19 protein-coding genes and 1 pseudogene are annotated in these 23,408 nt (G+C 37.7%); 8 read left to right on the top strand and 12 right to left on the bottom strand.

Annotated elements, in window-relative coordinates; translation table 11 throughout:
• Positions 1 to 676: 676 nt before the first annotated feature.
• Positions 677 to 5,356, top strand: a complete 4,680-nt coding sequence (gene cobN / locus MSBRM_RS08740) for a cobaltochelatase subunit CobN (RefSeq protein WP_048155424.1) — start codon at positions 677 to 679, stop codon at positions 5,354 to 5,356.
• Positions 5,357 to 5,559: 203 nt separating this feature from the next.
• On the opposite strand, the gene MSBRM_RS08735 is transcribed toward cobN, so the two are convergent.
• Entirely contained in the window at positions 5,560 to 6,201 is a 642-nt protein-coding gene (locus tag MSBRM_RS08735) for a sugar O-acetyltransferase (protein WP_048155422.1), read from the bottom strand.
• 314 nt (positions 6,202 to 6,515) lie between these two features.
• On the opposite strand from MSBRM_RS08735, the gene MSBRM_RS08730 reads away from it, so the two are divergent.
• The 4 genes from MSBRM_RS08730 (at position 6,516) to MSBRM_RS08715 (ending at position 9,902) form a co-directional block, all read left to right on the top strand.
• Positions 6,516 to 7,139, top strand: coding sequence for a pentapeptide repeat-containing protein (locus MSBRM_RS08730; protein WP_230629177.1), 624 nt, complete (start codon positions 6,516 to 6,518; stop codon positions 7,137 to 7,139).
• Positions 7,140 to 7,438: 299 nt separating this feature from the next.
• Positions 7,439 to 7,897, top strand: coding sequence for a hypothetical protein (locus MSBRM_RS08725; protein WP_048117763.1), 459 nt, complete (start codon positions 7,439 to 7,441; stop codon positions 7,895 to 7,897).
• A gap of 358 nt (positions 7,898 to 8,255) precedes the next feature.
• Positions 8,256 to 8,693, top strand: coding sequence for a hypothetical protein (locus MSBRM_RS08720; RefSeq protein ID WP_048155421.1), 438 nt, complete (start codon positions 8,256 to 8,258; stop codon positions 8,691 to 8,693).
• A gap of 138 nt (positions 8,694 to 8,831) precedes the next feature.
• Entirely contained in the window at positions 8,832 to 9,902 is a 1,071-nt protein-coding gene (locus tag MSBRM_RS08715) for a pentapeptide repeat-containing protein (protein WP_052712769.1), read from the top strand.
• Positions 9,903 to 9,932: 30 nt separating this feature from the next.
• Here MSBRM_RS08715 and MSBRM_RS08710 read toward each other — a convergent pair whose 3' ends face one another.
• Positions 9,933 to 11,042, bottom strand: coding sequence for a transposase (locus tag MSBRM_RS08710; protein ID WP_048155135.1), 1,110 nt, complete (start codon positions 11,040 to 11,042; stop codon positions 9,933 to 9,935).
• A 105-nt stretch (positions 11,043 to 11,147) separates the two neighbouring features.
• Here MSBRM_RS08710 and MSBRM_RS18805 point away from each other — a divergent pair, with 105 nt between their 5' ends.
• Together MSBRM_RS18805 and MSBRM_RS08700 are read left to right on the top strand one after the other, a co-directional pair.
• Positions 11,148 to 11,504, top strand: coding sequence for a pentapeptide repeat-containing protein (locus tag MSBRM_RS18805; RefSeq protein ID WP_052712767.1), 357 nt, complete (start codon positions 11,148 to 11,150; stop codon positions 11,502 to 11,504).
• A gap of 456 nt (positions 11,505 to 11,960) precedes the next feature.
• Entirely contained in the window at positions 11,961 to 12,599 is a 639-nt protein-coding gene (locus MSBRM_RS08700) for a GNAT family N-acetyltransferase (RefSeq protein WP_048117770.1), read from the top strand.
• A 202-nt stretch (positions 12,600 to 12,801) separates the two neighbouring features.
• Here the strand turns inward: MSBRM_RS08700 and MSBRM_RS08695 are convergent, their stop codons facing one another.
• From MSBRM_RS08695 to MSBRM_RS08675, 6 genes are all read right to left on the bottom strand, one after another.
• The gene (locus MSBRM_RS08695) at positions 12,802 to 14,079 is read right to left on the bottom strand and encodes a right-handed parallel beta-helix repeat-containing protein (RefSeq protein WP_052712765.1); all 1,278 of its coding nucleotides are present in this window, start codon (positions 14,077 to 14,079) and stop codon (positions 12,802 to 12,804) included.
• Positions 14,080 to 14,406: 327 nt separating this feature from the next.
• On the bottom strand, positions 14,407 to 14,604 hold the full coding sequence (locus MSBRM_RS20800; RefSeq protein WP_329957119.1) for an ATP-binding protein: 198 nt from the start codon (positions 14,602 to 14,604) through the stop codon (positions 14,407 to 14,409).
• An 83-nt stretch (positions 14,605 to 14,687) separates the two neighbouring features.
• Positions 14,688 to 15,542, bottom strand: a complete 855-nt coding sequence (locus MSBRM_RS08690) for a DUF1638 domain-containing protein (RefSeq protein WP_048155419.1) — start codon at positions 15,540 to 15,542, stop codon at positions 14,688 to 14,690.
• A 596-nt stretch (positions 15,543 to 16,138) separates the two neighbouring features.
• The gene (locus MSBRM_RS08685; protein ID WP_048117774.1) at positions 16,139 to 16,378 is read right to left on the bottom strand and encodes a hypothetical protein; all 240 of its coding nucleotides are present in this window, start codon (positions 16,376 to 16,378) and stop codon (positions 16,139 to 16,141) included.
• A 93-nt stretch (positions 16,379 to 16,471) separates the two neighbouring features.
• Positions 16,472 to 16,876, bottom strand: a complete 405-nt coding sequence (locus MSBRM_RS08680) for a pyridoxamine 5'-phosphate oxidase family protein (RefSeq protein ID WP_048117780.1) — start codon at positions 16,874 to 16,876, stop codon at positions 16,472 to 16,474.
• Positions 16,877 to 17,185: 309 nt separating this feature from the next.
• Positions 17,186 to 17,863 (bottom strand): hypothetical protein, encoded by a 678-nt coding sequence (locus MSBRM_RS08675; protein ID WP_048155417.1) that lies wholly within the window; start codon positions 17,861 to 17,863, stop codon positions 17,186 to 17,188.
• Positions 17,864 to 18,522: 659 nt separating this feature from the next.
• Between MSBRM_RS08675 and MSBRM_RS21245 the strand changes: the two are divergent.
• Positions 18,523 to 18,993: pseudogene (locus tag MSBRM_RS21245) on the top strand (fasciclin domain-containing protein).
• Positions 18,994 to 19,393: 400 nt separating this feature from the next.
• On the opposite strand, the gene MSBRM_RS08665 reads toward MSBRM_RS21245, so the two are convergent.
• From MSBRM_RS08665 to MSBRM_RS08655, 4 genes are all read right to left on the bottom strand, one after another.
• A complete protein-coding gene (locus tag MSBRM_RS08665) occupies positions 19,394 to 19,834 on the bottom strand; it encodes a pyridoxamine 5'-phosphate oxidase family protein (protein WP_048117781.1) in 441 nt (146 codons plus the stop codon).
• Between the two features lie 501 nt (positions 19,835 to 20,335).
• Positions 20,336 to 21,325: a GAF domain-containing protein gene (locus MSBRM_RS08660; protein ID WP_048117783.1), complete on the bottom strand. Its 990-nt coding sequence runs from the start codon at positions 21,323 to 21,325 to the stop codon at positions 20,336 to 20,338.
• 261 nt (positions 21,326 to 21,586) lie between these two features.
• Positions 21,587 to 21,754 carry a hypothetical protein gene (locus MSBRM_RS20275; RefSeq protein ID WP_155396459.1) on the bottom strand — a complete coding sequence of 56 codons (168 nt, stop codon included), beginning with the start codon at positions 21,752 to 21,754 and terminating at the stop codon, positions 21,587 to 21,589.
• Between the two features lie 265 nt (positions 21,755 to 22,019).
• Positions 22,020 to 23,009 carry a GAF domain-containing protein gene (locus MSBRM_RS08655; RefSeq protein ID WP_048117785.1) on the bottom strand — a complete coding sequence of 330 codons (990 nt, stop codon included), beginning with the start codon at positions 23,007 to 23,009 and terminating at the stop codon, positions 22,020 to 22,022.
• Positions 23,010 to 23,408 lie beyond the last annotated feature (399 nt).

Here is a 23,408-nt window from a genome sequence, read left to right as displayed (position 1 = left end):
ATAAAATCTTTATAATTATTTTTATGTTTATTTTTGCACACTGTTAAAATTTTAATATATAATGGGTACAATACAATTTTATACTCAGTAATTACTTCTTTCCTTCACGGAATTATAATTTTCTTCAAAATTTAATTTTCTCGTTACTGTAACATCCTACAAAATTCAATTTTTTCACAGAATATGCTTTCTTTGTTTAACTTTTTAAAATATTTTTATCTGATTTGCAATTCGTCTATTAAATTTATCACAATTCAATAAATAGCATTCGATGTTATTTTTGGTCTATTTTCTAGTTATTATTACCTTTTTGGCTAATGATTATTATCTAAAATCTTAGTCTTTTATACAAGTAAACTAAAATTGAGCTGAAATTACGTAATTGTTTACGATATTGAGGTGAGCATTTGAGAATTTGTGAGGCTATTGTTATTTAAAATGCCCTTTAATAACAGGTGTTAAACGGTGTTTTTCTTTGTATTGATAAGTAAAGTTTACTTTATTTATTTGTGTATAATGCAATTTCTTGTTCTTATTGATTTATTTTTTCATGCTTACTAATAAAAAATTTGAAAGTTAATCAGTAAGGTATTTCTTCAAATCAGCGTGCAGTCTCAAGATTAGGAATAATATCCTCACAACTCGGTATATTAAATTATTTTCTGGAGTAGGAATCATGAATGAACAGTTGAATAACGAAACGAGCCTTTTGAACAAAAAAATTAAGGTTTCAATACTGGCATTTTTTATGCTTTTAACGTTGTTTTCGATTTCTCCGGCGGCTGGAAGCGGAGATCTTCAGTATGAACTCGTTGCCAGTACAACCAGTGATGCCGAAGGCAACTACCTGCTTTCCGACGTTCCAGACGGAAACTATACACTTATAGCTCTTTATAATGAGGACAAATGGCGCCGTGCCGATGAACAAATTCAGGTTCAAAACGGAACGGACCTTATAGTGACTCTTGATACCTCCAGTAGGAATATCGATGAAGATGAGTCTCAGGCCCTTCTTGACCTGTCTGTCAGTGAGGCTGGCTTGTCTGGAAGTGCCAAAATCAGTGGACTTACCCGCCAGAAACAGATGAATGCGGACCCTATACCTCTGGGTTCCACAAACGTTCTTTTGTTAAAGGAAGCTGGAACAGAAACTCAGGATAACTCCAGCCAGATTCAGGATAACTCAAGTGAGACTCAGAGTAATTCCAGTGAGACTCAGAATAACTCAAGTGAGGCTCAGAGTAATTCCGGTGAAACTCAAGATAACTCCAGCCAGGTCCAGAGTAACTCCGGCAGCAGCCAGCATCTGAACATTGCCATTGTGACCGGATACAGGAGCCACGAGCTTCCACTAAAAAACCTGGCGGAAGAGGTCAACAGTAACAGCAGCCTGAACCTTACTCTTAGCTGCTTTATGGCTGACTACGTAATGGAAAATGACGTTGACCTGAGCGCAATGGACATAATCTACATCAACATGCTCAGTCCTTCAACAGCCCAGAAGCTCACACCGACAGTAGACAGTGCAATTGCTAATGGGTGTGTGGTTATTGATGATGACACCCTTCTGAATGAGAGCATCCCGCTTCCTGAAGACCAGATTGAAAGCTACAGGGAAAAACTGAACAACTACTGGAGTAATGGGGCTTACGATCAGAAAAACTTGAAAAATCTTATATTCTGCATCGCCAGTGACTGCTGCGGTAGATCTGACCTGCTATATGAGGAGCCGCATACGCTTCCAGAAAGGGCGATATACCACACAAACATGACAGGTTACTTTACCGATTCTCTGGATTCCTATCTTGCTTGGTATTCAAACCGAAGCGATGGAGGGCATGTATACGATCCTGCAAAGCCTACAATTGCAATTACCATGTACCAGAGCTATTTCCCATTCCAGATTGAGCCAATTGATGCCCTGATCTCAAAACTAGAAGCAAAAGGCTACAATGTTATTGCCACATACGGATCTGATAATCTTTCCTCCGGCGACTTTTTCAAGCAGGGGGATGAGGTCCTTGTGGATGCAATTATTTCATTTACATACTTTGGCAACAAATTTGATGCCGAAGAGCTCGGTGTGCCTGTAATCAACGGCATTGTTGACAATTACATGAACAGGACCGAGTATGAGGCAAGCAGCAGACCGCTTCCTTCGGATAAGATGATGAAGCTCGATTTGCAGGAACTCTGGGGAGCTATTGACCCGGTAATAATGGCTGCAACGGAAGTAGATCCCGAAACCGAGACTGAAACTTCGGTTTCCTTAGATTACCAGGTAGACTGGCTTGTTGACCGTGTGGAAAGCTGGGTGAACCTCAGTGAAATTCCGGAGTCGGACAAAAAAGTTGCTATAATCTATTATAATCACGGAGGAGGGAAGGATAACATAGGGGCTTCTTATCTCGATGTCATTCCAAGTTTGTCCAACCTTCTTGACGCTATGGCTAAAGACGGATATGCCGTGAATAAAAACCAGACCTTAAACGAAACTGAACTCCTGAATTTGATGCTTACCCAGGGTATAAACATAGGGACCTGGGCGCCTGGGGAACTCCAGAAAATGGTTGATACCGGCAAAGTCGTTCTTCTCCCAGAAAGTACCTATGAAAAATGGTTCTCGGAACTACCTGAAGAGAGACAGCAGGAAGTTATTGACCAGTGGGGCCCTGCACCTGGAAAAATTATGGTCTGGGAAAACGAGACTGGAAAATATCTCGTGATTCCCAGAATCGAGGTAGGGAAGAACGTAATTCTGGCTCCACAACCTTCAAGAGGCTGGCTTGATGATAACGAGGCTCTCTATCATGACAAGGATTTACCTCCTCACCACCAGTACATTGCTTTCTATCTCTGGCTCCAGCATTCCGAGGAAGAAGGAGGATTCGACAGTGATGCCCTTGTTCACTTCGGCAGGCATGGGACTCAGGAATGGCTTCCTGGAAAGGAGTTCGGGCTTTCTCGGTACGACTGGCCTTCCCTGATGATAGGTGATAAGCCTGTGATTTATCCTTATGTTATGGACGGGCTTGGGGAAGGCAATGAGGCAAAACGCAGAGGAGGGGCAGTCATAGTCGACCATCTTGTTCCACCGATTCTTTCAGCAGGAAGCTATGGAAATTATTCAAACCTGAGTGAAGCTATCCAGAATTATGAACAGGCCGAGGCAGATGCCTCTCTTAAAGCGGCTCACAGGTCTGAAGTCTTAAACCTGACCCAATCTCTTTCTCTGGATAAAGAACTTAACATGACAGAAGCAGAAAATAATGAGACTTACTTTAATACAACTTTCCTGGATAGGCTTGAAGATCTTCTGGACGAGTATAAGAACCAGTCCATGCCTTACGGGCTGCATATCCTGGGTACAAGCCCTAAAGGAGAGCAGCTTGTTGGCATGGTAAATTCAATGCTTGGAACTGACTTTGCCGACTCGGTTAATGAATTCAATAAAACCGAAGGATCCCAGCTTTATTTGCTTGACCTTGTCCTTAACCAGGGAGTCAATTCCACAAACGCCCAGAAGCAGGTGCTCGGAAAAAGCAATGAAACCGTCAGTACTTTCCTTTCCAATGCGGAAGACTATGCTGCAAACCTGTCTCTTGGGGAAGAGGAAATCGATCAGGTTCTCAATGCCCTGGACGGCAAGTTTATCCCTGGAAACCTGGGAGGAGATCCTGTTAGAAATCCGGAAACTCTACCGTCTGGAAGAAACTTCTATGCGTTTGACCAGCGGATAGTGCCAACAGAAGCTGCCTGGAATTTAGGGCAGGAGATGGCTGACCAGATGCTTGAAGCTTATGTTGCCGAGCATGGGACCTATCCGAAAAAGGTGGCTTATGTACTCTGGGCAGGGGAAACCACAAGGCATGAAGGGGTTATGGAATCAGAGATCCTCTACCTGCTCGGGGTTAAGCCTGTATGGAACAGCGGCAGAGTAGTTGATGTGGAGGCTATTCCAATGGAGACACTGGGAAGGCCAAGAATTGATGTGGTAATGCAGATCTCCGGACTCTACAGGGACATGTACCCTGACAAGGTTCGCCTGTTGGACAAGGCCGTAAAACTAGCTTATGCCCAGGAAGACTCTCCTAACTATGTCCGGGAAAATGCAGATGCTCTGAAATCTTCTTTGACGAGTGAAGGTTCTCTTAATGATAGTGAGGCTCTGGACCTTGCCCTGCTCAGGATTTTTGGGTCTTCGGACGGCGCCTACGGTACAGGCCTTCCAAATGCGATCTCTTCAAGTGATACTTGGGAAAGCAACGACGCTCTTGCAGAGCTTTACATCAACAAGATGTGTAATGCCTATGGAGAAGACGTGTGGGGCGAAGACCTGAAGGATCTTTTTAAAGAGAACCTTGAAGGGGTTGAAGTTACAGTGCACAGCCGGAGTACAAACCTCTACGGGACTCTGGATAATGACGATTTCTTCCAGTACCTTGGAGGGCTAAATCTTGCGATCAGTTCCGTTTCGGGAGGAGAGTACCCTGATTCATATATTACGAACATGCTGACAAACGGGGACGAGAAAACCGAAACTCTGGAAAAGTTTCTTACAAGGGAAACCTACTCCAGATATTTCAATTCAAAGTGGATTGAAGGTATGCAGGGAAGCGGTTATGCAGGAGCCAGGGAAATGTCGGATTTCGTTGAGAATCTCTGGGGCTGGGAAGCAACGAACCCGGATTTGATCAGTGATGACATGTGGAACCAGGTGTATAAGACGTACGTAGCGAACCAGGAACTTAGCGACTGGATTAAGAAGAATAATCCTTATGCTTACCAGTCCATGACAGCCAGAATGCTGGAGACTGCACGCAAAGGCAACTGGGATGCCTCTGATGAGGTACTCGAAAGCCTTGCTACGGAATATGAAGACTCCGTAGTCGAAGATGGAGTTACCTGCTGCCACCATACCTGCGGAAATCCCCTTCTCAACAGCTATGTATCAGGCATGGTCTCGGTCCCAGGTTTTAGCGAAGCAATAGAAAATGCTACGCAGGAATCCCTTGAACAAGAAGATACTGAAGAACAAAGCAACAGTGGTGAAAAACACAGCAGTGGTGGTAATAAAGGAAGTTCGACACCTGTAATTCGGAGTACGGAGAGCAGCAATCAGACTGTTGTAGAGAGCGATGCAGGATATGGGGTTGATTCTCCCGAACCTGCACCTGAGGTCTCGAAATCATCTGCTGACCCGGATTATGTTGAAGGCTATGAGATGCAGAAAGATTCTGCAGAAGAGCCAGATAATAGCGGTTTCTCATTTTCGGGTTCCGATATTTTTGGAATTCTCTTCGTGATAGCAGCCATTGGTGGAATCTATTTCGGGTTCTATAAAAAGAAAATGTAAAAATTTGTTAAAAGAATATTGAAAGAAGAGAGCTTTCGTTTGATGCTCTTTTCTTTTCTGTTTTTCTGAAATTCAGGTACATATTGACCTTAATTTGACCTTAATTTGACCTTAATTTGACCTTAATTTGACCTTAATTTGACCTTAATTTGACCTTAATTTGACCTTAATTTGACCTTAATTTGACCTTAATTTGACCTTAATTATTTAATGTTATATCCAAAATGCTTGAGATCTTCTTCTAAAATCAAATGCTTTTTACTGTCGGCTTCGGTGATCGGACGAACCGGACGGCAAGGGTCGCCAAAAGCAAGATGGTTATCCGGAATATCTTTTGTTACGACGCTGCCGGCACCGAGTACTACATTGTTTCCTATATGTACGCCGCCCAATACAACAACATTACATGCGATCCACACATTGTTGCCGATATGGATTTCTTCGGCGTATTCAGCCATTGTTGTGTTTCCGTTTTCATCTATTCCCATACGTTCCTGGGCGATCAGGGGATGAGAAGTGGCCATTAACGAAACATTTGGCCCGAAGCATACATTGTCACCAATATAAATACGTGCGTCGTCCATCACCATAAGATTGAAATTTGCAAAAAAGTTTTCTCCAATAAAGGTGTGACAGCCGTAATTGAACTGGATAGGTCCTTGAAAATAATATTTCTTGCCGATGCCGCCGATGAATTCCTCGATAACTGGCAAACGGTCGGGATCATATTCGTCCATTGCATTGTATCTTTGACATGCAGTGTGCGCCTTATGCTTGATGTCTTTCAGTTCTTTTTTGCGTGGATCAAACATTTTGCCCGAAAATATCTTTTCTTCTTCTCTCATCTGAGAGTTTCCTCCATCTCTCAAATATTAATTTTTGACATTGTGACTTCGATAGAGAAACCATGAAATTTCTATTTATTTGTGTGTTATATAAATAATTGAAATGTGACGTCAGAAACTACTATTTTACCAGTTGAATTTGTTAATATTATTTAGGGTTTTTTCTTCTATACTCTATAATATATAGAATAATTGGGTTTAGAAAAGTATAGTACGAAGAAAGGTCGAAAAGCAAAACAGTAGATGTAGCCTACTGGTACACAAGTCCTATTTAGTATAATCATTTGGAAACATCAATATATGGAGATGGAAGCATGTTGGAAAGTGATGGAAATATGTTGGAAAGCAAAATTATAGCCGCAAAATCTGATGACAATTATATAGAAAATATGCTCTTTGAAGGCGAGACGCTTTCGGACGTCGATATCGCAAGGATAGAATTTGAATCGGTACAGTTAATACAATGCCAGTTCAACAATTGTGATTTTTCAAAAGCCCTCTTTTACAATTCGGTGTTTGATAGCTGTAATTTTGCGAATTGCAGATTTATGGACAGCTACTGGAAAGGCTCCAAAATGTTAAAATGCAAGGGCGATGGCGGTAACTTCAGCAAGAGCTGCATGAAAGAAACCTCTTTAACGGACGATTCTTTTCGATATGCAGATTTTTCAAGTTCTGTACTGGAGAACTGCACCATTTATGACTGCAATTTTACGGAAGCCTTCTTATCTGAGATTCGGCTAAAGAAACCAAAGCTGAAAGTGGTTAATTTCACAGGTGCGGATTTCTTTAAAACCTTACTCAAAGACATCGATTTAACGGATTGTATTATTGATGGGATTACAGTATCCGATACATGCAAGGAACTAAGAGGGGCTATAGTCAATGCAGAGCAAGCAATAGAACTTGCGCGGATTCTGGGAATCAAAATTGTGTAAGGCATTGGCTTATGCACATAAATCAGAGGAAAGTAGATCTATCAGAGGAGAGTAGATCTGAAAATTGTTTATGGCAAAATCGTGTCTTCCAGATGCTTTTAGTTTTGCTTCTGCATTCCTTATGCTTTTTTGCTTTAACTAATTCTACTAATCAATAAAAATCCTTGATTTCTATTGTCTATGGAATAATCGAGTTCAGTAAATCTTCAGTAAAAATTGGTTAAAATCAAAAGATAAATTTAGGAAGACGTACCTAAGGTTAATCGCTAAAATCGCTAAGTTTTGAGATAGGTGATTGATTGGATACTGAAAGTCTTCGGACTTATAATAAAATTGAACCATCTTCATTTTCGATAAAAGATAGAATAATCCAAATTATCGAGTTCTCTGCATTACTATTATGGCTCGTAGTATACGCGATCAGGGCAATCAATTTTAACGAATATGAAAATGGCACATTAATTGACGATGGTTCATTAATAAAAGCAATATTATTTCTAGCAGCGTTTTCCTTTACAGTGTCTATTCTTCTAGGGACGTGGACATATTATAAAATAAAACGCGTTTATTCTAATGATCCGTCAGATCGGATAACTAATATAATTGTCTGGTTTACATTAGGACTTGTTGTTCTCACGATATCACTTCCACTTATATCATTCCCAGAATCCGACAAACTCTTTGCGATGTACTTAATTTTATTACTGTATGCGGGAAAATATGTCACAAAGGAGCTTTTAAAAAAAATAGAAAACTAACAAGAAAGAATCTGCATGTAAGAACGGAAAAAGCTGTCTAAGATTTCAAAAAACCTGGAGTAAATCCTGGCTGAACTTAAGAGTAAAAGACGGCTTATTCTAAATCCCTGTGTTTTAATAAGAAGCTCCCATAATCCCTTATCCAGATTAGAAATACTTCGCTTTTGGGCTTATTTTCCTGTGTTTTAGATATTTAACCATCTATTAATCGGTGAAAACTCTGATATTCATATTGTTATGGAACAATTGAGTTTAGAAGAGCTCCAGTAAAAATTTGTTTAAAAATAGAAAGATAAATTTATTAAGACGTACCTAAGATTAATCGCTAAAATCGCTAAGTGTTAAGAAAGGTGATTGATTGGGTACTGAAAATCTTCGAGCTTATAATAAAATCGAACCATCTTCATGTTTCATAAAAGACAGAATGATCCAAATTATTGGGTTCGCTGCATTATTATTATGGTTCGTAGTATACGCGATCCAAACAATCAATTTTAACGAATACGAAAGCGGTTCATTAATAAAAGTAATATTGTTTCTAGCTGCATTTTGCTTTACGGTGTCTATCCTTCTCGGAATGTGGACAAAATATCAAATAAAGCGCGCTTATTCCAATGATCCGTCAACAGGAATAATGAACGCATTTAAGTGGCTTGCATTTGGAATCTTTGTTCTTATGATGTCAGTTCCACAGATATTTTTCCCAGAATCCGACCAATTCTTTGGTATATACTTAATTGTATTGACGTATGTTGGAAAACACGTAATGGAAAAGATTTCAAAAAATCCAGAGTAAAAAACGAGAACATGGCTTTTGCTTTATCTAGAGCCTGCATAGGAGAAGCCTGATTAATTTCAATTTTTTCGAGAGATTTATAATATATTGGAACTATTTCCATTTTTATTCAATTTATTATTAATCGCGTTGAGATAAATGAAGAAAAGTTATCAGACAATTGGCTTAATTCTTCTCGCCGCTGGGTTGTTGATGTGGTGGTATTTTCCACAATGGCAAGTTAATCAACTCAATATCAGCATGAACAACACAGTAGAGAGAGCGAATTTAGAAAACCAGTATCGTATAACTATTATCCAGACGCTTGGAAGCCTTGTGGTCATAGCTGGGCTTTTTTTTACTTACGAAAAAATTCTAACGCTTAAGGATGGTCAGGTCACTGAGCGTTTTACTAACGCGATCGAACAACTAGGAAAGGATCAGTTGGAATTAAAATTGGGTGGGATATATGCCCTTGAAAGAATTGCAAATGAATCTGAAAGTGACTATTGGCCAATTATGGAAATTCTAACAGCTTACGTTAGAAAGAATTCGAGTGCTGAAATATTTGAAAATAAAAAAATTACATACCTCTCCATGGATATTCAAGCTAACGAAAGCACAACAAAAGAAGTCCTAGAAACAAAGAAAGTGCCTTTAGATATTCAAGCAGTTCTTACGGTTCTTGGAAGGCGCAAAAAATCTTTTAATGGTGGGGAGACATACCTTGCAAATTTGCAAAAGAGTCGTTTTCCAGCAGTTCTTATGATTCTTGAAAGATGCAAAAAGTATTTTAATTGTGGAGAGGTCAATCGTCTAAATTTGCAAGGTGCTTGTCTTCAAGATGTTGACCTTGAGAAGGCTCATCTTGAAGGGGCTAACCTTAGGAAAGCTCATCTTGAAGGGGCTGACCTTAGGAAAGCTCATCTTAAAGGAGCTGACCTTTATGGAGCGAATTTAATAGAAGCTAAACTTGAAGGAGCTAACCTTGAAAGAGCTAACCTTGAAGGAGCTAACTTTAAAGGAGCTAACCTTCAGGGAGCTAACCTTAAAGGAGCCGATTTTACAGAGATTTGCTTCAGTGGTAATAGTATTATCAAAGAGGCTAACTTTGAAGAGGCTCACCTTGAAGGGGCTAACCTTAAAAAAGCTTATCTTTGTGAAGCTAACCTTAAAAAAGCTCACTTTGAAGGAGCTAACCTTGAAGGAGAATCTCAAATTAGCTTTTAAAATCTCAAATCTAATTTGATACTCACTTTTTTAAAAGTATCTCCCAAACGAATTCTTATCCTCAACTTTATTTTGCATTTCTGTCAACACCAGTAGTTGATATGCTATGAAACTCAATAGAGAGTAGAGTTTTCTACTCTGATTTCTCACTCTTCTGATATCGAACTTTACTGTACCTTTAATATGTCCATGTATCTTTTCACATTCAGCTCTCTTTTTATACTGATCATCAAAAGTCTCATCTCTGATATTTTGGTTTCTTAGGTACATTCCTACCTGTTCTTTCCTTCCAATTTCATATAGAAATCTGAGTTTGTTTTCCATTGGTGCATGAATATCTCCACCGAGTTTCCACTTTTTATTCACCCAGTGATCGATTCGTTCCTCTTCACCTTCTTGATTGATTACTGCATTTGAAGCGTAGGAAATAATCGGTTTTGCGTTCAGATTATACCAAATATCAGAATGATTGAGGAATGAATCATAACCTCCGTCAGCAGAATAAAATTCCAGATTAGCGTTCATGTTCTTTAGAGCCTCAATATGGTCGATAAGTTCTGGAGAGTCACCAGAAAGTCCTTTTGTATGAGTCATGAAAATTGGATAAGTTCCAACCATTGTAATATGTGCCTTATCCATTTTGCATTCATAATGAGGATTATAATCAGCATGTTTGTCGTATCTTGAAGCTTCAAGTGGAGTGGAATCAATTTTTGCTTCCTTTTCCTGAGAAAGTTTGAGAATTTTCTCACCTATAAGCATCATTATCTCATTGACTCCTTTTTCTCCAAGTCTATACTTCATAAAATGATGAAGGGTTCCACCTGAAGGAAGTTTAATCTGGCCATTTTCATCATAAAAAGAAAGCAGGATAGCTTCTTCTTCTGTTAAGGAAGAAATGGTTTTATCATATGAGAGTTGCCTGAAACACTTCACAACAAACAGTTTTATCATAGAAGAAACACTGTACTTAAAGTGCCAACTTTTGTTGGTGTAAAAAGTACGTTCGACGTGCTTTGCAATATCGTCAATGCAAAGAAAGTACAGGAATTGGCAAATTGAAGTACTTTCTCTGCTCAAATAATTATCGAAGGAGTCCTCAAAGAGGACTCCTTTGTATAACATACTGTTTTTTGACATGAGAAAGGCATAGAAGGTATTGTTTTAAGTTGCCACTACCAAACAGAGACAAGTGCTATCAGAGTTAGTGGAAAAAAGAATAAGTTTTTAAGTCAAAATTCTAATTTGAGAGCCTCTGAAGGAGCTAACCTTGAAAGAGCTTACCTTTGTGGAGCAGATCTAACAGGAACTAACCTTAATGGGGCTAATATTAAAGGAGCTAACTTTAAAGGGGCTAACCTTGAAGGAGCTGATTTTACAGAGGTTGACTTTGAAGAGGATAATATCGATGATTCATTATTCCCTGAGCTTTTCAATAAACATAACTTAACCATCGACCAACTTTCTAACATAAAATCGCTTTATGGAGCAAAAAACTTGAATCATGAACTCGAAACACTAAGAAAGAATCGCCCTGAACTTTTTGAAGAGACAGATGACCATAAATGGTATAGAGAAAACTTTATTCAGTTTAAATCATAATAGCCGTCGTAATCTAATGTTCTGTTTTATACAGTTGTATATTAAATTATACTTATTTCCCAATTCTACTGTGTAAGTCCTATGGAAACTGTTACCAAAAATGTCACCAGGTTTTTTCTCAATGACTTTTTACTGTTTTCCTATATTAAGCTCTGGATATGAACAGCCTGTTTCTGCGTAACTTCACTAATCTATGTGATCTGGTAATCCTGTGCAGCTGCAAAGTTTCTATATTATGTAGTACACAGTTGTTTTCGTAAAACTACATTATTTTCGCTTAAGTAGAGTTATAATTGAGAATTATTGATTGAGATAAAAGGAAAAATACCGTAAGTTTAGGCAAAAACCATTGCCTTAAAACGATATAAAGCCCAATATACTGATATTTAATATCATTGAATTGCTGTAATTAATACTACTCACATAACCAAATAAAACAATAAAAAGGAATTTATCATGGATATTACAATTCGCAATGAAAAAGTAGAGGACTTCAATCAAGTAGAAAACTTAACGAGAGAAGCATTTTGGAATCTCTATGTACCTGGCTGTAATGAACATTATTTAGTACATATTATGAGAGATCATCCTGATTTTATTAAGAAACTTGATTTTGTTGCAGAATATAATGGTGAAATAATTGGCAACATTATGTACACCAAAGCCTGGTTGTATTCGGAAGATGGAATTAAGATGGAAATTGCGAGTTTTGGCCCCATAAGTGTATTACCAAAATATCAGCGGAAAGGTGTAGGCAGTGCATTAATTCACCACACAATTGATATTGCTAAAAACGATGGAATAAATATAATTGTTATATTCGGCGATCCCCATAACTATTGCAAGCACGGCTTTAAAAGCAGCAAAGATTTCAATATTAGTGATCTGAATGGTGAATACCCTTACGGCATGCTCGCTTTGGAATTAAAAGAAGGAGCTGTTAAAGGGCATAACTGGAAGTATAAATATAGTCCAGTATTGGAAATTAATGAAATTGATGCAGAAGAATATGACAAAAAATTTGAACATAAAGAAAAAGGATACAACCCTTCCCAGGAAATATTCTCAATTTCAATCAGATCATACCTAAAGTAATATTCATCTAACAATCGATTAGTCATCTAACAATCGATTAGTCATCTAACAATCGATTCTCCATCAAATGCAAAAAATATTAATTTGAAGTTAAAACGGTTGCGGTTTAAACGGTTGTAGTTAAAATGGTTGTGGTTAAAACAGTTGTGGTACAAAAAATATTGTAACATCACAACTTTATATTACGCTTAGTTTAAAAAATTTAAAAATAATTTGTAATATAATATACTCTGTATATTATTGACATTAGTCGTAACCTGATGGTTGTAGTAAGTGGAATAGAGCCCAATTCCATTGGTTTTACAAACTTACATGTCCATGTTGAGCCTGTCCAGGTCCAACCGGAAGAAGTCTGATGAGTTTCAGGATCTCTAAAATCGACATTAGAAAAACTCGTTTGATATGCATCCCCCTTTTCGTTATTGTAAAAAGTATTATTAGTTACAGAAAGGTTTGCTCCTACAAGATCAGCGATCGCGTATCCTGTTCCCGTCTGATAAATTGCAGTATGTTGAACTGTAGTTGTAAAAATATTGTCTTTTATTAGTGTACCTTGCCCTCCAGCTTGATTTCTAAAGGCGTTATTTTTTACCCCATCAAAAACATTGTTATAAATCTGAGTGCCCTGGAATCCATCATTGACTATGCCTCCTGTAGATGGAATATTATAACTCTGTCCTATTTCATAGAACAAATTGTGATGGATCAGAACCTTCTGAGTGTTTGAGACTCCTGCATCATAGGCAACTAACCAGACACCTTTTCCCCATGTTCTATTAAGGACATTATTATAGATTTCTACATTACTTACAGTGCCTTTGGAATCTTCGATCTGGATGCCAGGATCACCACCGCCAGCATCCAATTGTGCATCTATAACATTGTCATGGAATCTGACATTTGCAGAGTTCCAGATCCTGAGACCACTGTTTGTTCTTGTAGTTATTCGATTATTGAAGCATTCAATGTACTGACTCTCAATGCCAAAGAAACCTTCATGTCCGAGTCTGTAAACAAGATTATTATAAAATTCGATGTTTTTACTTCTTTTAATTCTCAGGCCATCTCCCAGACCATCGTGAAAAGTGCAGTTATACACCTGTACATTATCACAATCGATCATATAGATGCAGTTATAATATCCTGCGCCATGCGGAGTTTCGGAATTTCCGTTACTGTTTGCATTAATTTCTACATTTTGAATTGTGACATTTTGAACACCATTTCCTGAGATTAAAGGTTTCCATGCAGGCCATCCGGCGTGATCCGGAATTGTAATTACAGTTCCGGGTTCACCTTCCAGAATAGTGTTCGATTGAAGAATTATTGAGTCTGTCAAAGTATAATTCCCAGCAGGAAGGTGAATTATACCTCCCTGCTGAAGCTCCTGGTTAATATCAGTTTGGTTTGCTGCTCCAGCTATGGGTGACAGTAACATAAATAGAATGATAGATAAGATGACAACGGGAAATGTTTTCATTTTTTAGATTCCTAAGATATGCTGTGAGATGCGTAGACAAACCAAGGAAGTAATTCAACAATGAATTATAGTAACTACAAATTCTTATAGTAATTATTTAAACAATTCCATATGTTGATTGACAAATTATGTGCAATGTTAATTAAAAAATTAAATATGATGCTGATTAGCAAATTAACATGTATTTTCGGTTGTGGTGAAAAAATATCACCTGGTAGTTCCATCTTCGACTTCATTACCTTTTATCGGAATCACGAAAGCAAAGATGCCTTCCTCTTCAGTTTTGCTCCTGAACCATACATATCCGCCGTGTAACTGTACAACTGCTTAACCAGCGAATTGCCCCAGCCCGGTTCCTTGATATTGCTTGGACAAAAAGGAATCAACCTGGCTGAAAGGCTTGAAAAGTTTACCCTGGTCCTCAGGTTTAATCCCAATTCCTGTATCTGTGACAGTTATTTCTACCATATCTCCCTTCATATTCACCAGAAATTCGCTCTTGGTACGGTTTGCGGCTTCTGCAATTTGTTTTTCCTGAAGAAGGTTTTCTGTAGCTTTACTTTCCGTAAAAATGAATAGGTTTCCAATGAAAGCTTAAACCAGCTTCTTTATTGTTTTTCAGTTGCGCCGTTTCGGGCATTCATGTAAGACTGTTCGGTAATTTCCAGACTTCCTCTGAGATTCACAACTTTCATATCAAAGGTGAAGGCAAACTCTTTAACATTTGCATGAAACTCCGGATTGTCTGCAAGTCCGCTATCTATTTTTGCAGCCAGGCAGTAGAGTGGATTTTTCAGATAATGCTTGTTGAAGTCCCGGTTCCCTGTTTCATTTTCCAGCTTCTTCCAGCTAGAAGCCCACATTGGGGTCAGGTAGATCGTTCCCATACCCTGGAATTTGGCCATGGCCCTTGCATAAGCTTCGTTTCCTCCAAGTGCCAGACTGATGCAGTCCTCTATGGTTTCTCCGTTTTGGTCTTTCAGGAAGAAAAGCGGGCATTCGAGATCAGCTAAATCTTCTTCCAGTTTTCCAAGTGCATGCCCGCAGATCCCATAAAAAACCAGGATTCTATCTGAAAAAGACACCATCTCACGGATATTTCTGTAAACTTCAGCCTTTAAAATCTCAAGATCGGCATGTAGGCCCAAGCTTAACAGGTTTACGACAACACTTACCTCTTCACTGTGTTTCCTTTTTCTGCAAAACTTTTTGAGGATAGGAAAGCTTGAAATAAGCCTTGCAGGAACTCTAAAACCAGAGCTGGAATAGCCTTTCAGGAGCATCGGGATCCGGTCCAGAAAAGCTGTTCTTGGGTTGCAATTTCTCAACCTGAGCTTACGGAGGAAAACTGAGCTTTCCCTGTTTTCCACAATGATTAGCTGCTGTAACTCACGGTCTTTTGATAATACATGTACAAGCTCGTCTTCGAGCATCCCGCAGGCAATAATGCCCAGTACAGACATAATTCGGATATCCTTCCTTGTAACTTTTTCTGGAATCCTTTCTGGTAATTTTTTATTTTCGGGATTCTTTCTGATGAATTTTTATTTTCGGGATTCTTTCTGATGAATTTTTATTTTCGGGATTCTTTCTGATGAATTTTTATTATTGGGATTATTTCTGGTAAATTTTTATTATTGGGATTATTTCTGGTAAGTTTTTATTATTGGGATTCTTTCTGGTAAGTTTTTATTATTGGGATTCTTTCTGGTAAATCTTTGTTTCCGGGATTCTTTCATGTAATTTTATGTTTGAGATCTTTTCCCGTAGATCTTTATCTCCAGATAATTTTGTATGTTAAAATCCAGGTATTAACAAATTTGCCTATAAAACAATTATAGAAAATTTACCACTATTTACAGATAAAAAGCATTGTTAATAACAGAAGTTCTCGAAAAAAACGAAAGAGAGTAAATAGGAACAGGAAATAATAGATACCTGTCTCAATTCTATTCAGTTACTTTTACTTGATTTTCAGGTACTTATTCTCTTAATTTGTTACTATCAGAGATTAAGTGCACCATATCTCTTTATAATACTGGATCTTATTCTCTGTTCCTTATTTACTTCTACCGTTCTGTTTTTGTTTATTTTTTTTTGAATTCACAGGGAGTTTTTTATCAGGAGTGACTCCGTAATATTTTGTCCTTGCAGCTCCCCAGATGCAGCCGTTTTTCCCGAAGATTTTCAACTCAATATTCTGGATAGCCTTGCAAATTTTATTTCCTTCTCTTGCACCCTTGCAGACTATACAGTACTTTTCACAAAAAACAGGGGCGTTATCCTCATTTTCAACCATTTTGACACTTCCCAGCCATAGTTTATTCTTCTTATCCGGGTACTTATGGGTGCTTATCCAGATATTATGCTGATAAGATATGGTTTAATTTGATTAGAGTAACTTCTTTCCTGCGTCAGGGCCGGGAGCGCACTGGAATACGTCGCTAATCTTTACTTCGATAAGGTTCTTTGCAGGAAGTCCGGGTTTTGCCGCATTCACGTTTGCTTTCATTTTTTCAAATTTTTCTCCGGAACTGATAATTTCAGTTTTACCTTTTATCTGGAAGCAGCCACCGGTGTCTGGTCCCCAAACATATATTGCCACATTTGGATTTTCCTTCAGGTTTGCCAGGGATTTGGACATGAAGTTATCTGATATCCAGATTGTTTCATCATCTACAAGCTGGCAGAACCCTATAGGTACCACATTCGGAATTCCTTCTTTTGAGGCCGTAGCTACGGGAAAGATCTTTACCTTCGAAAAAGCAGTTTTCATCTCTTCGCTTAATTTTACCATGATATCACATCAAGATGGTTGCAGTATAAATTTATATATTTAAGCGTCAGAATTGTGTATCTAATGTTGGATTTGTGTATTTTAATAACCTTCATGGAAAAAGGTTAACTTGGGCTTTTAAGCAAAAAAGGGAAAATATTAAAGCTCAATAATAATAATAATAATAATAATAATAATAATAATAATAATAATAATAATAATAATAGAGAATCTCAAAGTAGAAATATTCAAAAAATCAAGTTTAAGAATATTTTTTAAATCTTGATTTCTACTCCGATATTAACTCAAAATCTGTCATCTCATAACGTTTCAACAAATTCTTAACATTGTATTTCCACCCTTTTGAAATTCATATGCTACCTTTATTTCTTTTACATTTCGATTTCTTGCCCTTAAATAATCAATTATAGGCTCGGCATATGGTGATCGGTCGGCGTTTGCGTCCAGCAACGGAAATATTCTGACCTCATTTGAAACCCTGCATAATTCCTCTATCGATTTCAAATGAAACTCCAGTGACAGGTTCTCTGTATAGAGAAATAACAAATGCGAGCACAGTGCCAGATCAAACTCTTTATCACTAAAAGGCAGAAAGGGAAGTTCACCAGGCATATATCTATTTTGCATCACGCCTCCTGCAAAATCTTTCAGAAATTTCTCCATAGCTGACATCCTTATTCTTCCAAGTTCTTCAATTGAGCCAATTTCTTGCCAGATAAATTTATCCTGGTTTTTCTGGGTCTGATCAATAATGTCATTATAGGTTTCATCAATTCTCTGTCTAATCTGATCAGCACTGAAAATGTAGACAGGGTCAACCGATGTGATATTTCCACCTTGCTCTGTAAGCTCTGCATTGAAGCTTGCAGATCCGTCTCCACAGCCCAGGATCTTTCGCTCGAGATCGTCAGGTGTTAAGTTAAACATTCTGACATATTCTTTGAGAGACCTTCCCCATGGCTTGATATTATAATACCTAATTGCCATAATCTGTACACTATAGTACATATACAAAATAGATAAATTAGTATTCTTCAATAATGAGCCAATCCAAAAACCAACTTTGCCATTAAATCAATAAAGTTTTAATAAAGTTTTAAAACTGTTTTAAAACTTTATCATTAATTATGGTTAGAAAAATAACCAGGTTTAACCAGGTTTAGAGGCTGTCTCAAAATCCAAGCTAACAAAATTATATTTAAATATAGATCTCCAACTCGTTGGGCACCAACGTAAATGAGAATTTACTTTTCAGTGTCCTTGCTGTCTTTTTAACATAATTTTTCTGCAAATATAGATAAGATTATATCAAAAGAACATGTATTATAAAATGAAAATTTAATTATAAAGTAGATCTTTTGAATATATATTTGGGGGGAAAAGATATTAGGAAATCTGGAATTCTTGTAGTTTTACTTTTAGCAATAGTATTTATTTCCGGCTGTGCGGAAAATGCTCAGGAAAATGAGATAGAGAGTGAAGAAAAGGTAACTTCCGTAGAAGGTGCTACCCCTAGCGTAACAGAACAAGTTACAAAATCGGCAGGTGGAAACACTGGAGAAGGGTCACTGTCTGGTCAGGAAGAAACTTCCCCGGATGAAGGTAAAGAAGTCATAATCCCGGGTGAAGAGAACTCGAGCCAGGGAATGCTGGATGAAGAAAACTCGGGCCAGGGCAATGAAACTTCTTCTGCAAACCAATCTTTGGATAACAATCAGACAATTGTTCAGATTGCAGAAGGGACAGAATATACTACCTTTGCTTCACTTGCAAGGGATGCAGGACTTGAAGACACTCTTAATAAAGGAGGAACTTATACTGTTTTCGCTCCTACTGACATAGCCTTTGAGAGCCTTCCATAAGGCAGGCTTGATGACCTTCGTAATGATAAAGAGAGACTGAACCGTGTGCTGACCTATTATGTAATCAGTGGAGAATACAGGGCCGCAGATCTTAAAAACATTAATTCACTGGCTTCCCTGGAGACCAAAAAGCTGGCTGTGAATGCTACAACTGACGGAACAATAATAGTAGGAGATGCAGCTGTAATAGAGCCTGATATCTTTGCAGCTAATGGAGTAATACATGGAATTGACAAAGTATTGATTCCATTATAAATCTGAAATAGAAACCCGGAATAGAAGCAAAGCTTATGTTGATTTAAAGATCATATCGATTTAAAGATCATATCGATTTAAAGATCATATTGACTTAAAGATCACTTTGATTTGCTTCTTTCATTCCTTTTTTACCTTACGTCTTAGATAATTATCCTGTCAGTCAGCTTCCTGCCAGTTAACTTTTTGTTCAGTTTTGCTAGCTAATTATTATCCTGCTCTATTAGCCAAGCTTTTATTTAGTCTAGTCAGTCAAAAGCCTTTATCGTCTTATTGCTCACAAACGTTAAGACAATTGCATAGCAGAGTTTAGATATCTTAGAAGCATGAGAATATGTCACATTAAGTACGAAGGAATTATTTTCAGCACTGGCTTTTACCAAAAATTAAAACACAGGTTTTATAGGTTCACCTGCTCCCTGTACCCGAACTTAATGCTGTAATCAAGATAATAGATAACTTCTGGCTCAATTTTTATCATGATACTCTCCGGGTCAGGGGGCATGTCTGCAGCAACCGGAAATTTGGCTGCCATTATTTCCCCTACTTCTCGTAATTCATTTTCATTGGCAACTATTGATGCCTTGCCTTCAATCTGAAGGGCTTTCATCTCAAACCAATCTGGATCATCCTCGTCGACAGTATATGCTACATAAGGATTTTGCATAATATTCTGGACTTTCCGGGTATTCTTATTGGTTGCCACGTATACAACAGCGTCTTCGGATACATATGCCATTGTATGGGCCATTGGCCTGCCCTGCGGACTTACGGTTGCAAGGTTCAGGTAGTAATGATTTGAAAGGTACTCGTAAATCTTATCTTTAAGCTCTTCTGCCATAGTCCCCCACCAAAATTTTGATAACTCTTAGCTAAAACCCCATTTGATTGGATTTTTACTCCGGGTCTGCCAGAATACTGTAAATTCGGCATAGTTTTTCTAATCCCGTGATATAATTTCCAATTTTGGTACAATTTCCGACTCTGTAATAGACTCTGTAATAAGTATTAAGTCATGTAATAATTAAAAGTCCTTAAACAAACTTTTAGTCCTATAATACAAAAAGGAAAAACGCGATTCATTCTGTCTTTCCCCCATACAGTTTAGAGGGACAAAATTTATAAATTTTACTTATATCTGCAGTTGGTGGTAGTATCAAGGTTATAGCTTCATGATTTTTCCTAGAGTATATCAAAAAAATAGTGGAATAAGGCTTACAGAGATAATGAAGGACTGAAATAGTTAAAGAAGGGCCGTAGGAAGTTAAAATAAAGGTCAACAGAAAATAAAAAATGACTGAAGAGAGTTAAAAAGGATTGAGAGAGCAAAAAGAAGTCTTATTTAAGATTTTTTCCTCTTTCTGCATTCTTTTAGTTTTTCTTCCAGGCGGATACGAGATATAAAGACTCCGAATTGCGTTGCAATGGTTTCAATGACAGTGCGCACGCTGTCAGGAATCTCGAATTCAAGGCTCGAAGCAAGACAAAAAGCTGCAATAACCTTTTTTCCTGATTTTACGGGGATAATTGCGGTAGCCCTGAGATTTTCATGCCGGAGTGCGTCATCTCTCGAAGTGAGAAGAAGGTCTATATGCTGTTTATAAACCGGCTGCCCTATCATAACAAGTTTCGTATTAGGGGAATTGGCACTGTAATGGGAGGCATACTCGACAAAATTAGGGGAAAAACCACGGTGAATGGCAAGCGTCATATCTCCTGTTTCTTCATCGATAAGATAAATACCTCCGGCATTGATCTCATCTATCTGGAGGCAGGAATCCAGCAGTTTATCAAGAGTCTCGTTCAGGGAACTGGAAGTGCTGAGTGCGATTCCAAGGTCTCTCTGGATATAGAGCAGTTTTTCTTTCCTCTTCCGTTCAGTGATATCCAGGATTATTCCCTTAAGGTACTTTACAATTCCATTTTCATCGGCTTCAATGAAAGTCCTTTCTTCAACCCAGCGCACCTCATCTGATTTTGTCAGGATGCGGTACTCCTGGGAGAAATCCACGTAATCTTCTTCTATCCTTCTTAAGAGTTCTCTTTCCACTCTTTCCAGGTCATCAGGATGCACAATATTGCCATACATGACTTTTCCTGACGTAAACTCTTCTACGGTATACCCGAATTTCTTTATGTTTTCTGAGACAAACTCGGCAGGCCAGTACTTCTCCGGCCTCCAGAGAAAAACCGTGACAGGAACTTTATTTATTACCGAGATCAGCTCCTTTGCCATTTCAAGAGCGTTACATAAAGCTGCTTCATTCATGTATTTACAGGCTTTTTGCCTGCTCTTCCCCTTCTTAGCCGAGTTTGAAACCACTTTAGACATCTCATTCTCCGTAGATTAAAATCTCTTACAGGAAGCTTTGAATACATTTCCAATATTTACTTTTTTTGCTTTGTAAACATAGAAGTACGCAATAAATTAAAAAGTTTGTGATTATAGATTCCAAACGTATCAGAATGCAGAGACTTGAATGTTAATATTTATAAATAGATCTTACAAAAAATAGCACACAGATATGAAATCATTTTAGGGAAAAATATATATGTAACATCGAAACTAATGGTTAGTATAGTTAATAACTATTCAATTTTTAGACCTATTTTTTATCTCACTATTTTTTATCTCACTATTTTTTATCTCACTATTTTTTATCTCACTATTTTTTATCTCACTATTTTTTATCTCACTATTTTTTATCTCACTATTTTTTATCTCACATTTGTAAAGGTTCTTGACTTCTACTTCAGGCATAAGTTCTATTTTTTAATGATTTCCAAGGTCAATTTGAGATCTCACCGATAGCCATAATAAGCCACTTGATAATCTATCTAGAAATAATAAAATATGAAAGCAAAAGCGTTACGAAATATTCTCACACTAAAATACTGGTTATCTCATGTATATATAAAAAACAAGACTAAAATTGTGAACTTACAATCAGTGAAGTAATTTGTCTAATTTGCCAATAAGACTGAAGAGAGTTAAAAAGGATTGAGAGAGCAAAAAGAAGTCTTATTTAAGATTTTTTCCTCTTTCTGCATTCTTTTAGTTTTTCTTCCAGGCGGATACGAGATATAAAGACTCCGAATTGCGTTGCAATGGTTTCGAGTGCAGTGCGTACGCTATCTGGAAACTCGAGTTCAAGGCTCGAAGCAAGATAAAAAGCTGCAATAACCTTTTTTCCTGATTTTACGGGGATAATTGCGGTAGCCCTGAGATTTTCATGTCGGAGTGCGTCATCTCTCGAAGTGAGAAGAAGGTCTATGTGTTGTTTATAAACCGGCTGCCCTATCACAACAAGTTTCGCATTAGGGGAATTCACAGTGTAACTGGAAGCATGCTCGACAAAATTAGGTGAAAAACCACGTTGAATTGCAAGTGTCATATCTCCTGTTTCTTCATCGATAAGATAAATACCTCCGGCATTGATCTCATCTATCTGAAGGCAGGAATCCAGTAGTCTTTCAAGAGTCTCGTTCAGGGAACTGGAAGTGCTGAGTGCGATTCCAAGGTCTCTTTGGATGTAGAGCAATTTTTCTTTTCTTTTCCGCTCAGTAACATCCATAACTATTCCCATAAGGTACTTTACAGTCCCATTTTTATCCGCTTCAATGAAAGTCCTTTCATCAACCCAGCGTATCTCACCTGATTTCGTCAGGATACGATACTCCTGAGAATAGTCCACGTAACCTTCTTCTATTCTTCTTGAGAGTTCTCTTTCAACCATTCCCAGGTCATCAGGGTGTATGATATTGCCATAAAGAAGTTTTCCGGATGTAAATTCTTCGGTAGTATACTCGAATTTCTTTATGTTTTCTGAGACAAACTCGGCAGGCCAGTACTTCTCCGGCCTCCAGAGAAAAACCGTGACAGGAACTTTATTTATTACCGAGATCAGCTCCTTTGCCATCTCAAGAGCGTTACATAAAGCTACTTCATTCATGTATTTACGGGCTTTCTGCTTGCCGCTCCCATTCTTAGCCGAATTCGAAACCACTTTGGACATCCCGTTCTTTGTAGTTTAAAAATCTTTTACAGGAAGCTCTGAATATATTTCAGATATTTACATTTTTTGCGCCGTAAATATAAAAGTACGCAATAAATTAAAAAGCTTGTGATTTGAGTTCTGGAATGCATCAGAAGGCAGAGACTTGAAAGTTAGAATCTATATAATGATTTTATCGAAAGGAATACACTATATGAGAAAACCTTAAAGAAAAGTATATATTATATTAAGATTGAAAACCAGCCTAGTTAATAGTCATTCAATTTCTAGACCTGTTTATTATCTCACGTTTGTAACGGTTCTTATTCTCTCTGCCTCAGATCTAATTCTATTTCTATATGAATTTCCAAGGTCAATTTGATATATAACCGATGATATATTTTTTGATATATCTCCACA

The organism is Methanosarcina barkeri MS (assembly GCF_000970025.1).
Taxonomy (GTDB): domain Archaea; phylum Halobacteriota; class Methanosarcinia; order Methanosarcinales; family Methanosarcinaceae; genus Methanosarcina; species Methanosarcina barkeri.
The sequence above is the reverse complement of the archived record's forward strand: the minus strand, read 5'-3'. Positions and strand labels throughout refer to the sequence as shown.